The sequence below is a fragment of the Hydrogenophilus islandicus genome (assembly GCF_054657095.1).
In genome coordinates, this window is the sequence record NZ_BAAHXE010000023.1 from 20,005 (window position 1) to 33,154 (window position 13,150).

The window sequence follows — 13,150 nt, forward strand, 5'->3', positions numbered from 1 at the left end:
CTGCGATGAGAGAACAAGACCCGAATGGCTATTTCGACGAGCGGGAGCGGTGGGATCCCGAGCAGCGTGAGCGCGACCTCTTCACGCGGTTGCCGGCGCAACTCGCCCACGCCAAGGCGCACGCGCCGGCGTTTGCCGAGCTCCTTGCCAACGTCGATCCGCTCGCGATCACCGATCGCGCGGCGTTGGCGCGCTTGCCGGTGGTGCGCAAATCGGAGCTCCTCACGCGGCAAAAGGGGGCGCGGCCCTTTGGCGGCTTTGCCGCGGTGCGCTGGGGGCGGGAGTGTCTGCGCGTTTTCGCTTCCCCTGGGCCGATCTACGAGCCGGAAGGGCCGCAACCCGACTACTATCGTCTGGCGCGCGCGTTGTGGGCGGCGGGGTTTCGCGAAGGGGACCTCGTCCATAACACCTTCGCGTACCACATGACCCCCGCAGGAAGCATGATGGAGACGGCGGCGCACGCGATCGGCTGCACCGTCTTTCCCGCCGGCGTCGGTCAGACCGAACTCCAGGTGCAGGCGATTGCCGACCTCCAACCGAACGCCTACACCGGAACCCCGTCGTTCTTGCGGATCCTCCGGGACAAGTGCCGCGAGGCGGGTGTCTCGTTCACCTTTCGCAAAGCGCTCGTCTCGGGTGAGGCCTTCCCGCCCGCGCTGCAGCAGGAGCTCCTCGCCGACGGGGTCGACGCCTACCAGGCGTATGCCACCGCCGACATCGGGCTTATCGCCTACGAGACCCCGGCGCGTGCTGGCTTGGTGATTGCCGAGGACCTGATCGTTGAAATCGTCCGACCAGGGGGGAACGACCCGGTTCCCGACGGCGAAGTCGGCGAGGTGGTGGTGACGACGTTGAACCCCACCTACCCGCTCATTCGTTTTGGGACGGGGGACCTCTCGGCGATCATTCCCGGCCCGTCGCCGTGCGGGCGGACCAACGCACGGTTGAAAGGGTGGCTGGGGCGTGCCGACCAGACGGCGAAGATCCGCGGGATGTTCGTCCACCCCAGTCAGGTGCATGAGGTGGCGCGGCGTTTTCCCGCGATCACGCGCGCGCGCCTGGTGGTCACCAACCCCGACCTCAAAGATGAGATGACGCTCGTCTGTGAAGTCGCCGGTGAGGTGCCCGAGGGGCTGGGCGACGCGGTGCGGTTGGCGTTACGCGAGATCACGAAGCTCCGCGGTGAGGTGACCTTTGTCCCTGCCCAGACGCTCCCCAACGACGGGAAGGTGATCGACGACCAGCGGCGGTACGACTGATGCTGTCGTGGCTCTCCGGCTGGCGGATCCTCGATTGCTCGCTGCTGCTACCCGGCCCTTTCGCCTCGCTGCGACTCCAGCAGATGGGGGCCGAGGTGGTGAAAGTGGAGCCGCCGGGAGGCGACGGTGCCGCGCAGTTGGGGAGTGGCCAGAATACCGAAGAGCCGAGTGCGCCGTCGTGGTTCTACCGCATGCTCAACGAGGGAAAGCGCGTCGTAACGCTTGACCTCAAGAGCGAGGAGGGGCGTGCGGCGTTTCTTGCTGAGGTCGAACGAAGTGATGCGCTGCTGGAAGGCTTTCGCCCGGGGACGCTCGCGCGGTTGGGGTTGGCGCCGGAACTCCTCTGGGCGCGGCAGCCGCGGCTTGTGATCGTCTCGATCGTCGGTTTCGCAAGCGATGGCCCGCTTGCCCCCTACGCGGGGCACGACCTCACCTACCAGGCGTGGGCGGGGCTCCTCGCACCTCACGGGGACGAAGGGGGTGCGGTGCCCACACCGGCGTGGTCCAATCTCCAGGTCGCCGACCTCTTCGCCGGCGCGATGCACGCGGCGCTCGCGTTGGTTGCCGCGGTGCACCACGCGCGGAGCACCGGCAAGGGGTGCCATATCGAAGTGCCGATGACCGAAACCCTGCTGGCCTCCGCCCCTTTTGCCCACGCAGAACGCCACCTTGCCGAAGAGGAGCGTGGTCTGCTCGTCGGCGCAGTGCCGTGTTACGCCGTCTACCGTGCTGCCGATGGGCGCTTTCTTGCGGTGGGGGCATTGGAGCGCAAATTCTGGCAGCGCTTTTGCGACGCGCTTGGCCACCCCGAGTGGATCCCGCAGCAGTTTGACCGCAGCGGCCGGATCCGTCAGGTGGTCGCTGCTGTGGTGGCTACCGCCCCTCAGGCGACGTGGCGCGACCTCTTGGTGCCGCTCGACTGCTGCGTCGCCCCGGTTTTGACCCTGGAGGAGGCGAGCCGCTTTTTCGCTACCCTTTTCGCCCGGGAGAGCGGTTTTCCTCAGCTCCCCCTTGCGGTGCGCGCGGCGCCTTAGTCCTCTTTTTGCGGGACGGTTTTTCTGGCGACTCCTCCTTTTCCCCTGCGGGTGGCGGCGTGTCGCCCGAACCGCTTTCGGTCGCGGCAGGGGATGGTGCCTGCGCCGCTCCACCCCCCGGGCTACTTGACGCTGCGGCAAAGGCGCTCGCCGCACCCTGTTGCGCGCTCTCCCACCACGCCTTCATCCACTCGAAGGGGTTGGGTAGGGGGGCTGCTGGCGATTCAGTACTACTTTTTTCGCTGGGGTGAGGGGGATGGGCGGCGTTGGACGGAGGCGCTTCGGTCGCCCCCCCGGTCGATGGGGCCGGTCCTGGTGCGGTTGCAGCCGTTTCGACCCCCTTTTGCCAGTTCTGGTTCATCTCCTGCCACGCCGCGACCGCAGCGCGTTGCATTTCGAGCGATTGCCGCATCATCTGGACGCTCGACAAGTTCATTTGCAGCCACCCCTCGACGGTGCGGTATTCGCGGATGCGGCGATCGAGTTCGTCGAGGTCGAGCGTCGGAAGGGCAAAACCGGGTAGCGGTAGGGACGGTGCCTGTTTCATCCATTGTTGCCACCAGGCGAAGGGATCGGTTTGCGACGTGGTCATGGCTCCTCCTTGGTTTTTGTAGACAGGGTGTCGTTTCCCATTGTAGCAAATGCGTTCGTCGTCTCCGAGGAGAGCGCTTCGCGGATGGCTGCGCGACCGTGGGAGAGGTGGTCACGCATCAGCGCGTCGCTTCCCTCAGCGTCGCCTTGCAGCAACGCACTGAGGAGCTCCCGGTGTTCGGCAAGGCTCTGCGCCAGCCGCCCACGGCTAAAGAGCGATTGATGGCGCGAGAGTTTGATCTTCTGCCGCAGGTCGTCGATGGTGGCGAGCAACCACGGGTTGTCGGAAAGGCGTTGAACCTCGCGGTGAAACGCCTGGTTGGCGTCGAAGAAGGCGTCGATGTCGCCCGCACGGTAGGCGGCTTCGAGCCGTTCGTGGAGCTCCGTGAGGGTCACGCGCTCGGCTTCACCAATGCGCTCTGCCGCAAGCCGCGCCGCGTACCCTTCAAGGAGCACGAGGATCGCAAAGATGTCGTCGAGGTCTTTGTCAGAGATCTGGGTGACAAACGAACCGCGGCGAGGGGAGAGGGTGACGAGCCCTTCGGCGGCGAGCGCTTTGAGCGCTTCGCGAACCGGGGTGCGCGAAATGCCCAGCTGCTCGGCAACCTCCTGTTCGTCGATCCATTGACCAGGGGCGAGTTCATGGCGAAAGATCCGCTCGCGCAGCCGGTCGGCGACCTCTTGATAGAGCGCTTTACGGGTAATCGGTTGGGGGGCATTCATTGCACGCATCCTACCCTATTGGCAAGTGTAATTATGAATTATAATTCGCAGCACGAGGCCAACTCCAGGGAGTCACCACAATGGCAGAGGAGAATAAACGGGCGCTCAAGCTCGATTTTACCCGTGCGCCGAGTTACCCGAAGGTGGGATTTGACGATTGGGCCCAAGCGGCGGCCAAACAGGCGCCAGAGGGAGATCTTGAGCGCCTGGTGTGGCGCACGCCCGAAGGGATCGCGGTGCGGCCGCTCTACACTCGGGCGGACCTCGACCAGTTGCCGCACGCCGATACCCTTCCCGGGTTTGAACCCTTCATCCGCGGCCCGCAGCCGACGATGTATGCGGTGAAGCCCTGGACGATCCGCCAGTACGCCGGCTTTTCCACCGCTGAGGAGTCGAACGCCTTCTACAAAAAAGCGCTTGCCGCAGGCGGGCAGGGGATTTCGGTGGCGTTTGACCTTCCCACCCACCGCGGCTACGACTCGGATAACCCGCGCGTCGTTGGGGACGTGGGCAAAGCGGGGGTGGCGATCGATTCGGTCGAGGATATGAAGATCCTCTTTGACGGGATCGCGCTCGATAAGGTCTCGGTGTCGATGACGATGAACGGGGCGGTGTTGCCGATTCTTGCCGGCTACATCGTCGCCGCTGAAGAGCAGGGGGTGCGGCAGGAGCAGCTCTCGGGGACGATCCAGAACGACATCCTCAAAGAGTTCATGGTGCGCAACACCTACATCTATCCCCCCGAGCCGTCGATGCGGATCATCGCCGACATCATCGCCTACACCGCCGAGAAGATGCCGAAGTTCAATTCGATTTCGATCTCCGGCTACCACATTCAAGAGGCGGGGGCCGATCAGGCCACCGAGCTCGCCTTTACGCTCGCCGACGGGATGGAGTATGTGCGTGCCGCCGTCTCCCGCGGGCTCGACATCGACAAGTTCGCCGGCCGCCTCTCCTTCTTCTTCGCGATTGGGATGAACTTCTACCTCGAGATCGCGAAGCTCAGAGCGGCGCGCTACCTCTGGTGGCGGATCATGAAGGATTTCGGGGCGAAAAATCCGCGGTCGATGATGTTGCGCACCCATTGCCAGACCTCGGGCTGGTCGCTCACCGCGCAGGACCCCTACAACAACATCATCCGCACCACGATCGAGGCGATGGCGGCGGTCTTTGGCGGCACCCAGTCGCTCCATACCAACGCGCTCGATGAGGCGATCGCGTTGCCGACCGAGTTTTCGGCGCGGATCGCCCGCAACACCCAGATCATCTTGCAGGAGGAGACCCACATCACCCACGTGATCGACCCGTGGGGGGGCTCCTACTTCATGGAGTCGCTCACCCAGGAGATGATCGACCGGGCGTGGGGGATCATCGAAGAGATCGAGGCGATGGGCGGAATGACCGAAGCGGTGAGCTCCGGCTGGGCGAAGATGAAGGTCGAAGAGTGCGCTGCGGCGAAGCAGGCGCGGATCGACGCCGGGCTCGACACGATCGTCGGGGTGAACAAGTATCGTTTGGCGTGCGAAGACCATCCCGTCGAGGTGCTCGAGATCGACAACCGCGCGGTGCGGGAGAAGCAGATCGAACGGCTGCGGCAGCTGAGGGCGACGCGCGACAACGCCCGGGTGGCGGCAGCGCTCGCGGCGCTCACCGAGTGCGCGCGTACCGGCAACGGCAACCTCTTGGCCCTGGCGATTGAGGCGGTGCGGGCGCGGGCGACTGTGGGCGAGATTTCGGATGCGCTCGAGAAGGTCTGGGGGCGGTATCATGCCAACCCGCAAGCCGTTTCGGGGGTCTACAGCCAAGTGGTCCAAGAGTTGCCGCAGTGGCAGAAGCTGCAACAAGAGATCGCCGCGTTCGTCGCCGAAGAGGGGCGGCGGCCGCGGGTGATGATCGCGAAACTCGGCCAGGATGGCCACGACCGCGGCGCGAAGGTGGTCGCTTCGGCCTTTGCCGATTTGGGCTTTGATATCGACATCGGGCCGATGTTCCAGACCCCCGAGGAGGCGGCGCGCCACGCGGTGGAAAATGACGTCCACGCCATCGGGGTGAGCACGCTCGCGGCGGGCCACAAGACCTTGGTTCCCGCGCTCATCGACGCGTTGAAGGCGCTTCATGCCGACGACATCATCGTCTTTGTCGGCGGCGTGATTCCTGAGCAGGACTACGACTTTCTCTATCAGGCGGGGGCGAAAGCGATCTTCGGCCCCGGAACCCCGATCCCCGAGGCGGCGGAGCGGGTGCTTGCCGAGATTCGCGCGGCACGGGGCGGGAAAGGCGAGGAGGGTGCGTGACCGCGGCGGGCGATATCGCCGCGCACCACGCGGCCGACGCGAGCCTTCTGCTCCTCACCGATGAGGACCGGCAGCGCTACCACGGGGTGTTGCGCGGGGAGCTGCGAGCGCTTGCGAAGACGATCACCCTGATCGAATCGCAGCGGGCAGACCACCGCGCCCGCGCCGAGCGGCTCATTCAGGCGTTGCTTCCCCACTCGGGGAAGGCGGTACGGCTCGGCATTTCGGGGGTGCCGGGGGTGGGGAAGTCGACCTTCATCGAAGCGCTTGGGCTTTATCTCATCGACAAGGGGCACCGCGTCGCGGTGTTGGCGGTCGACCCAAGCTCCAGCCTCTCAGGCGGGTCGATTCTCGGCGACAAGACGCGGATGGAGCGGTTGAGCCAGGATCCCCGCGCCTTCATCCGCCCTTCGCCCGCCGGGCAGTCGCTCGGGGGGGTTGCGGAACGGACGCGCGAGGCGATCATCGTCGTCGAAGCGGCGGGTTATGACGTCGTGATCGTCGAAACGGTGGGGGTCGGGCAATCCGAGACGGCGGTGGCGTCGATGACCGACCTCTTTGCCCTGTTGCAGCTCCCCAATGCCGGGGACGAGCTCCAGGGGATCAAAAAGGGGATCATGGAGCTTGCCGACCTCATCGCCGTGAACAAAGCCGACAGTGACCCAAAAGCGGCAGCGCGCGCGAAGCGCCAGCTCGAGGTGGCGCTCCACCTCATGCGCCCGACCTACCCCGATTGGCAGGTGCCGGTGTTGCTCCTCTCGGCGATCCGCGGGGAAGGTGTGGCGGAGTTCTGGTCGGCGGTGATGGCCCTGTGGCAGCGGCTCGCTGCCGATGGGCGGCTCACTGAGAAGCGTCGGCGGCAGGCGCAGGTCTGGTTGTGGGAGGCGATCGACGCCGAATTGAAGCGTTGGTTTCGCGCCCACCCCCAGGTGCGCGCCCAATTGCCCGAGGTGGAGCAGGCGGTCCATTCGGGGGCGCTGGCGGCGATCTGGGCGGCGCGGCAGCTTTTGGCAGCAGCAGGTGTGACCGACGTTAGTGATGGTGTGAATCAGGAGTAAAAACAATGCAGGCCATTCTGGAACAGTTGGCGGCGAAACGCCAGCAGGCGCTCCTCGGGGGCGGCAAGCAGCGGATCGCCGCGCAGCACAAAAAGGGGAAGCTCACCGCGCGCGAACGGATTGCGCTCCTGTTGGACCCCGGTAGTTTCGAAGAGTGGGATCTCTACAAAGAGCACCGGTGCACCGATTTCGGGATGGAGAGTGAGCACATTCCCGGCGATGGGGTAGTCACCGGCTACGGGACGATCCACGGCCGCCTCGTCTTCGTCTTCAGCCAGGACTTCACCGTCTTTGGCGGGTCGCTTTCTGAGGCCCACGCCGAGAAGATCTGCAAAATCATGGATCAGGCGATGAAGGTGGGGGCGCCGGTGATCGGCCTCAACGATTCGGGCGGCGCCCGCATTCAGGAGGGGGTCGCCTCCTTGGGCGGCTACGCGGAGGTCTTCCAGCGCAACGTCTTGGCCTCTGGGGTCATCCCGCAGATTTCGCTGATCATGGGGCCGTGCGCAGGGGGTGCCGTCTATAGCCCGGCGATGACCGACTTCATCTTCATGGTCAAAGAGACCTCCTACATGTTCGTCACCGGCCCTGACGTCGTCAAAACGGTGACCCACGAAGAGGTGACCGCCGAGGAGCTCGGCGGGGCGATCACCCACACGACCAAATCGGGGGTGGCCGACCTCGCGTTTGAGAACGACATCGAGGCGCTGTTGGCGCTGCGCCGCTTTTTCGATTTTCTCCCGCTCAATAGCCGCGAAAAACCGCCGGTGCGCGCGACGAGCGATGACCCCGAGCGGCTCGACTATTCGCTCGACACCTTGGTGCCGCAGAACCCCAACCAGCCTTACGACATGAAAGAGCTGATCGTCAAGGTGGTGGACGAGGGGGACTTTTTCGAGCTCCAGCCCGACTACGCGAAGAACATCGTGATCGGCTTCGGCCGCATCAACGGGCAGACGGTGGGGGTGGTCGCGAACCAGCCGATGGTGCTCGCCGGGTGCCTCGACATCAAAAGCTCGATCAAAGCGGCCCGCTTTGTCCGCTTCTGCGACGCGTACAACATTCCGATCGTCACCTTCGTTGATGTCCCGGGGTTTCTGCCCGGAACGGCGCAGGAGTATGGCGGGATCATCAAACATGGCGCGAAACTCCTCTTTGCCTACGCCGAGGCGACCGTGCCCAAAGTGACGGTGATCACCCGCAAGGCTTACGGCGGCGCCTACGACGTGATGGCGTCGAAACATCTCCGGGGTGACGTGAACCTCGCCTGGCCCACGGCCGAGATCGCGGTGATGGGGCCGAAAGGGGCGGTCGAGATCATCTTCCGTAACGAGAAGGGGGACCCGGAGCGGATCGCCGCGCGTGAAGCGGAGTACAAGGCGAAGTTCGCCAACCCCTTTGTGGCGGCGCACCGCGGCTTCATCGACGATGTGATCATGCCCCACGCGACCCGCAGCCGGATCAGCCGGGCGCTGGCGATGCTCGAGACCAAGGTGCTCGAGAATCCGTGGCGCAAACACAACACGATGCCGCTCTAACCGAATCGGGGGAAAGGTATGTTTCGCAAAATCCTCATCGCGAACCGCGGCGAAATCGCCTGCCGCGTGATCAAAACGGCCCGGAGAATGGGCATCCGCACCGTTGCGGTCTATTCAGAGGCCGACGCCCGCGCGCTCCACGTCGAGATGGCGGACGAAGCGGTCTGTCTGGGTCCGGCCCCGGCGCGCGACTCCTATCTGCGCGCCGACAAGATTCTCGAGGCGTGCCGTGCAACGGGTGCCGAAGCGGTCCACCCCGGGTACGGGTTCCTCTCCGAAAACGAAGCCTTCGCCGAGCTTCTCGAGCGGAACGGCATCGTCTTCATCGGCCCGAAAGCGGCTGCGATTGCGGCGATGGGCGACAAGATTGCGTCGAAGAAACTGGCGCAACAGGCGGGCGTGAACACCATCCCCGGCTACACCGATCCGGTCGAGTCGGCGGAAGAGGCGGTGCGGATCGCGCGCGAGATCGGCTACCCGGTGATGATCAAAGCCTCCGCAGGCGGTGGCGGCAAGGGGTTGCGGGTGGCACGCAACGACGCCGAATGCCGCGAAGGGTTCGAATCGTGCCGCAATGAGGCGCGTAACGCTTTCGGCGACGATCGCGTCTTTATCGAGAAGTTTGTCGAAGAGCCGCGCCACATCGAGATCCAGGTGCTTGGCGACGCCCATGGCAACGTCGTCTACCTCTTTGAGCGCGAGTGTTCGATTCAGCGGCGCCACCAGAAGGTGATCGAAGAGGCCCCAAGCCCTTTTGTCACCCCCGAGATGCGCCGCGCGATGGGCGAACAGGCGGTGCGGCTCGCCCGCGCGGTGGGGTATCAGTCGGCGGGTACCGTCGAGTTCGTTGTCGGCAAAGACCGGTCGTTCTACTTCCTTGAGATGAATACCCGGCTGCAGGTGGAACATCCGGTGACCGAGATGATTACCGGGTTGGATCTGGTGGAGCAGATGATTCGCGTCGCCGCTGGCGAACCGCTCGCGTTCCGCCAGGAGGATCTTGCGATTCGCGGTTGGGCGATCGAGTGCCGGATCAACGCCGAAGACCCGTTCCGCGGTTTTCTCCCTTCGACCGGGCGGCTGGTCAAATTCCAGCCGCCTGAGGAGGTTCCGGGGGCGGTGCGGGTCGATACCGGGGTGTATGAGGGTGGAGAGATCTCGATGCACTACGACTCGATGATCGCCAAACTCATCACCCACGGCGCCACCCGCGACGAGGCAATCGCGCGGATGCAGGAGGCGCTCGACGGCTTCGTCATCCGCGGGATTGCCTCCAACATCCCCTTCCAAGCGGCACTGATGCAGCACCCCCGTTTCCGCGAGGGGCGGCTCACCACTGCGTTCATCACTGAGGAGTATCCGCAAGGGTTTTCGGCCGATGCGGTGCCCGCGGAAGATCCGTTGTTACTCAAACTCATCTGCGCGGCGCTCTTCTACCGCGAAGAGGTGCGTGCCGGCGAGATGCGCCCTGGGCGGCCTGCGGGTGTCTGGTACGAGGTGGCCGAAAACCGCAACGGCGCAAGCCGTGGGGTACTCCGCCCCTACTCGGCACCCCGGCAGGTCGTCGTCTTTGACGACCAAGACGAGGCACGCCGCGCGGCGTATGCCAAAGGGGGGGACGGTCACGCGGGCGAATACGGTACCCCCGCCGAGGTCGAAGCGCTGACACCGCAACGGTACGCCGTGCGCTCAGGCGAGCGGAGCGTCGAGATCGACTTCGACCCCCATTGGCGCTTTGGCGAAATTCGCCTCACCCTCACGGTGGCCGACCAGAAGATCGTGCTCCAGGTCGAACGCGACGGCGTCTGGTATCGCCTCCACCATCGCGGGACGCAACTGCGTGCGCTCGTCCTTCCCGCCCACGCCGCAGCGCTCTACGCCTTGATGCCGGTGAAAGAGGCGCCCGACATGAGCCGCTACCTCCTCTCGCCGATGCCGGGACTCTTGCGTGAAGTCTCCGTCACGGTCGGGCAAGCGGTGAAGGCGGGCGAACGGCTCGTGGTGATCGAGGCGATGAAGATGGAGAATATCCTGCGGGCTGAGCGCGACGGCGTGGTCAAAGCGATCCACGCCGCCCCTGGGGCGAGCCTCGCCGTCGACGAGGTGATTCTCGAATTTGAGTGAAACGAGCGAGTGAGGCGCGGCGCCGTTACCGTCCGCGCGACGGGCGGTTCGCGTCGCGCGCCGCGTTGCGAGTGAGCGCCCGTAGCTCACTTCGCAACGCCTTTTCCCGCGTCTCCAGGAGCCGCAACTCCGCGCGGTAGCTGCGCTCCCGTTCACGAATGAGCGCGAGCTGCTGCTTTTCCGCCGCAGCGCGCGCCCGGGCGTTTTCCGGGAGTGGCTGCGCGCGGATCGCCGCTAGCTCATCCGCGTGGCGTGCCGCGCGTGTTTGCCGCTCTTTTTCGAGTGCGGCGATCTCTTCTTGGAGGGCGTCGCGGCGTGCCGCTTCGGCTGTGCCCGATGGGTCACCCCCTTTTTTTCCGGGTTCAACCGGGGCTGGGGTTTGACCGCTACCGCTTGGCCGTTCCGGCACGGCGCCTCTTGCCAGACCACGCCTTGCGGGGTGGTGCAGCGGTAGAGCGGTGCCGCGTGGGCAGAAGCGGCAAAAGCGCCAGCGACGAGCAGAGCTGCAAGAGCTGAACGAAGTGCTTGACGGAACACAGTACTCCCCTTTTTGACGGTAAACGGCGAGATTCTAACAAAGGAGAGGGGCGACGAGGGTTAGTGCTTGCGGCGGCGCTCGTGCAGATCGGGGTACGCCGGAAGATGCCAGCCGCGAAGAATCCCCATCGACCGCAGCACAAACGCGACGAGCGCACCGAGTACGAGCGCCCAATCGTGGGGGAGGAGCGGCTCGGCCACGACAAACGCTGCTGCCCCAGCCGCCGCGGCGGTGGCGTACACTTCGCGGTGGAGGATCATCGGGATTTCGTTACAGATGATGTCGCGGATGAGTCCGCCGAAGCTCGCGGTCATCATCCCCATGATCACCGCGATGAAGCCGTTGGCACCGGCGTCGAGCGCCGCCTGCGCGCCGATGAGGCAAAAGACCGAAAGACCGATCGCGTCGAACCAGTCGAGCGCTTTGCTGGTCATGAGGCGGCGGCTCCACTGGGGCGCGACCCACCCGAGGAGATAGACGACGAGCGCTGTGGCCGTTGTGACCGCGACATAGTGCCACGCGGTGAGCCAGAAGAGGGGACGGTCAAGGAGCAGATCGCGTAACGTCCCGCCGCCGATTCCGGTGACCGTCGCCGCCAGGATCAGCCCGACCGGGTCGAGCCGTTTTTGTGCGGCAACAATCGCGCCCGAGGTGGCAAAAACCACCACGCCGAAATGGTCCAGCCAGAGGATCAGGGTCGGGATTTCCATATCAGATTGTGCGGCTTATTCCCGGACAAATCGCGCGGGACGCCGTTCGCGGAGCGCGCGTCGCCCTTCAGCGAAGTCGCTGCTCTCGTGGGTGAGCTGCTCACGCGCCCGCCACGCTGCGGGTGCGTCGAGCCCCATGGCTATCTCCCGTAAGGTCTGCTTCATTCCCTCTGCGGCAAGAGGGGCAAGCGCTGCGAGCTCAGCGCACCAGCGTGCCACTGCGGCGTTGAGCCCATCGGGGGGTACCACCTCATCGAGAAAACCGAGGCGTTGGAGTTCGTCGCTCGAAAGCGGCCGGGCGGCCAAGAGGAGCCGCCGTGCGGCGGGAAGGCCAAAGGTTGCAACGAGTCGCCGAATGCCGCTGGGGTAGTAGTGAAGCCCCAAAACGGCTGCCGGAATACGCAATTCGATGCCAGGGATTCCGACCCGAAAGTCGCACGCCGCTGCAAGATCGACGGCACCGCCATAGAGACTGCCACTCAGTGCCGCCACGGTAAGCGGGCGCGCGCCAGCAAGCGCGTCGGCTGTGCGGGCGAACTCATCCACCGCGTCACCCGCACGGTCGCCAAAGCCGTCGAGGTGAAAGCCGGCACTGAAGACGGGCGCCTCAGGCAACGTCTGGGCAGTGAGGACGAGGACGCGCACCGCGGTGTCCCGGTTTGCCGCGTCGATATGGGCGCGCAGCGCACGCAAATCGTCGCTATCGAGACGATTACGGAGGTGGGGGCGGTTGAGGGTGATGGTGGCGACCCCTTCGTGCACCCTGTAGCTTGGGGGGGCGCCACTTTTTTCGTTCCTACTCTTCTCCATCCCTCTCACGTTCAGGGTGCACAGAGTGATCGCTGATTGGGCCTCGCAGAAGTGCAATTACTTGATGATGCCCTTGGCTTTCATGTTGTCGCAAGCGTTCGTTTTCGGGGTGCGGAGCGTCACCCCCTTTTCCTTGGCGCGGGCTTCCATGGCCTTACGGTGTTCCGCCTGAATGGCCTTACACTCGTCGTAGGTCTTGGCTGACAACATCTTGTTCCGATACTCGATCCGCTCTTCAGGGGTCATCAGCGTCCAGCCCGGCGTATTGGACTGGCTGAAGCGGTAGCGATGGCCTTGCGCCGATGCGGAAGTAGAAAACATGACCGCGGCCAATGTTGCGGCGATGATGAGCGTGCGTTGTTTCATGATGAACTCCTTGAGGAAAGGAAAAGGGAAAAGAGCCTGACTGGTTGGCGGTCACGTTCGATCAGTATACACCAGTGGCATCAACCCGGCGTGCCAGAACCGTAA

General features: G+C 64.7%; 12 protein-coding genes. 6 read left to right on the plus strand and 6 right to left on the minus strand.

Features of this window, described 5'->3' with window-relative positions:
* Window positions 1-5: 5 nt before the first annotated feature.
* Both ACYQ6T_RS07635 and ACYQ6T_RS07640 read left to right on the plus strand, forming a co-directional pair.
* Window positions 6-1,259 (plus strand): phenylacetate--CoA ligase family protein, encoded by a 1,254-nt coding sequence (locus ACYQ6T_RS07635; protein WP_459829558.1) that lies wholly within the window; start codon window positions 6-8, stop codon window positions 1,257-1,259.
* The gene (locus ACYQ6T_RS07640) at window positions 1,259-2,293 is read left to right on the plus strand and encodes a CaiB/BaiF CoA transferase family protein (protein WP_459829560.1); all 1,035 of its coding nucleotides are present in this window, start codon (window positions 1,259-1,261) and stop codon (window positions 2,291-2,293) included. The genes ACYQ6T_RS07635 and ACYQ6T_RS07640 overlap by 1 nt, the downstream gene beginning before the upstream one ends.
* On the opposite strand, the gene ACYQ6T_RS07645 is transcribed toward ACYQ6T_RS07640, so the two are convergent.
* Together ACYQ6T_RS07645 and ACYQ6T_RS07650 are read right to left on the minus strand one after the other, a co-directional pair.
* A complete protein-coding gene (locus ACYQ6T_RS07645; protein WP_459829563.1) occupies window positions 2,229-2,885 on the minus strand; it encodes a PhaM family polyhydroxyalkanoate granule multifunctional regulatory protein in 657 nt (218 codons plus the stop codon). The genes ACYQ6T_RS07640 and ACYQ6T_RS07645 overlap by 65 nt on opposite strands.
* Complete coding sequence (locus ACYQ6T_RS07650; RefSeq protein ID WP_459829585.1) at window positions 2,882-3,607, minus strand: GntR family transcriptional regulator; 726 nt, start codon at window positions 3,605-3,607, stop codon at window positions 2,882-2,884. Before ACYQ6T_RS07650 ends, ACYQ6T_RS07645 begins: the two co-directional genes overlap by 4 nt.
* Before the next feature lie 80 nt (window positions 3,608-3,687).
* On the opposite strand from ACYQ6T_RS07650, the gene scpA reads away from it, so the two are divergent.
* From scpA to accC, 4 genes are read left to right on the plus strand one after another with little or no spacing between them, the layout of a single operon-like run.
* On the plus strand, window positions 3,688-5,901 hold the full coding sequence (gene scpA / locus ACYQ6T_RS07655; RefSeq protein ID WP_459829566.1) for a methylmalonyl-CoA mutase: 2,214 nt from the start codon (window positions 3,688-3,690) through the stop codon (window positions 5,899-5,901).
* A 47-nt stretch (window positions 5,902-5,948) separates the two neighbouring features.
* Window positions 5,949-6,959 carry a methylmalonyl Co-A mutase-associated GTPase MeaB gene (gene meaB, locus ACYQ6T_RS07660; protein WP_459829588.1) on the plus strand — a complete coding sequence of 337 codons (1,011 nt, stop codon included), beginning with the start codon at window positions 5,949-5,951 and terminating at the stop codon, window positions 6,957-6,959.
* Window positions 6,960-6,964: 5 nt separating this feature from the next.
* The gene (locus ACYQ6T_RS07665) at window positions 6,965-8,497 is read left to right on the plus strand and encodes an acyl-CoA carboxylase subunit beta (RefSeq protein ID WP_459829569.1); all 1,533 of its coding nucleotides are present in this window, start codon (window positions 6,965-6,967) and stop codon (window positions 8,495-8,497) included.
* Between the two features lie 18 nt (window positions 8,498-8,515).
* Complete coding sequence (accC, locus tag ACYQ6T_RS07670; protein ID WP_459829572.1) at window positions 8,516-10,621, plus strand: acetyl-CoA carboxylase biotin carboxylase subunit; 2,106 nt, start codon at window positions 8,516-8,518, stop codon at window positions 10,619-10,621.
* Window positions 10,622-10,646: 25 nt separating this feature from the next.
* Here the strand turns inward: accC and ACYQ6T_RS07675 are convergent, their stop codons facing one another.
* From ACYQ6T_RS07675 to ACYQ6T_RS07690, 4 genes are all read right to left on the minus strand, one after another.
* Window positions 10,647-11,030: a hypothetical protein gene (locus ACYQ6T_RS07675; protein WP_459829575.1), complete on the minus strand. Its 384-nt coding sequence runs from the start codon at window positions 11,028-11,030 to the stop codon at window positions 10,647-10,649.
* Between the two features lie 188 nt (window positions 11,031-11,218).
* Entirely contained in the window at window positions 11,219-11,869 is a 651-nt protein-coding gene (locus tag ACYQ6T_RS07680; protein ID WP_459829577.1) for a trimeric intracellular cation channel family protein, read from the minus strand.
* Window positions 11,870-11,884: 15 nt separating this feature from the next.
* Window positions 11,885-12,631, minus strand: a complete 747-nt coding sequence (locus ACYQ6T_RS07685) for an enoyl-CoA hydratase/isomerase family protein (protein ID WP_459829580.1) — start codon at window positions 12,629-12,631, stop codon at window positions 11,885-11,887.
* Between the two features lie 105 nt (window positions 12,632-12,736).
* Window positions 12,737-13,045, minus strand: coding sequence for a hypothetical protein (locus tag ACYQ6T_RS07690; protein ID WP_459829582.1), 309 nt, complete (start codon window positions 13,043-13,045; stop codon window positions 12,737-12,739).
* Window positions 13,046-13,150: the final 105 nt, after the last annotated feature.

Excerpts from the sequence above, each read along its gene's own strand:
- ACYQ6T_RS07635 (WP_459829558.1), top strand. The coding sequence starts at position 6 with ATGAGAGAACAAGACCCGAATGGCTATTTCGACGAGCGGGAGCGGTGG.
- ACYQ6T_RS07640 (WP_459829560.1), top strand. The coding sequence starts at position 1,259 with ATGCTGTCGTGGCTCTCCGGCTGGCGGATCCTCGATTGCTCGCTGCTG.
- ACYQ6T_RS07645 (WP_459829563.1), bottom strand. The coding sequence starts at position 2,885 with ATGACCACGTCGCAAACCGATCCCTTCGCCTGGTGGCAACAATGGATG.
- ACYQ6T_RS07650 (WP_459829585.1), bottom strand. The coding sequence starts at position 3,607 with ATGAATGCCCCCCAACCGATTACCCGTAAAGCGCTCTATCAAGAGGTC.
- scpA (WP_459829566.1), top strand. The coding sequence starts at position 3,688 with ATGGCAGAGGAGAATAAACGGGCGCTCAAGCTCGATTTTACCCGTGCG.
- ACYQ6T_RS07665 (WP_459829569.1), top strand. The coding sequence starts at position 6,965 with ATGCAGGCCATTCTGGAACAGTTGGCGGCGAAACGCCAGCAGGCGCTC.
- accC (WP_459829572.1), top strand. The coding sequence starts at position 8,516 with ATGTTTCGCAAAATCCTCATCGCGAACCGCGGCGAAATCGCCTGCCGC.
- ACYQ6T_RS07680 (WP_459829577.1), bottom strand. The coding sequence starts at position 11,869 with ATGGAAATCCCGACCCTGATCCTCTGGCTGGACCATTTCGGCGTGGTG.
- ACYQ6T_RS07690 (WP_459829582.1), bottom strand. The coding sequence starts at position 13,045 with ATGAAACAACGCACGCTCATCATCGCCGCAACATTGGCCGCGGTCATG.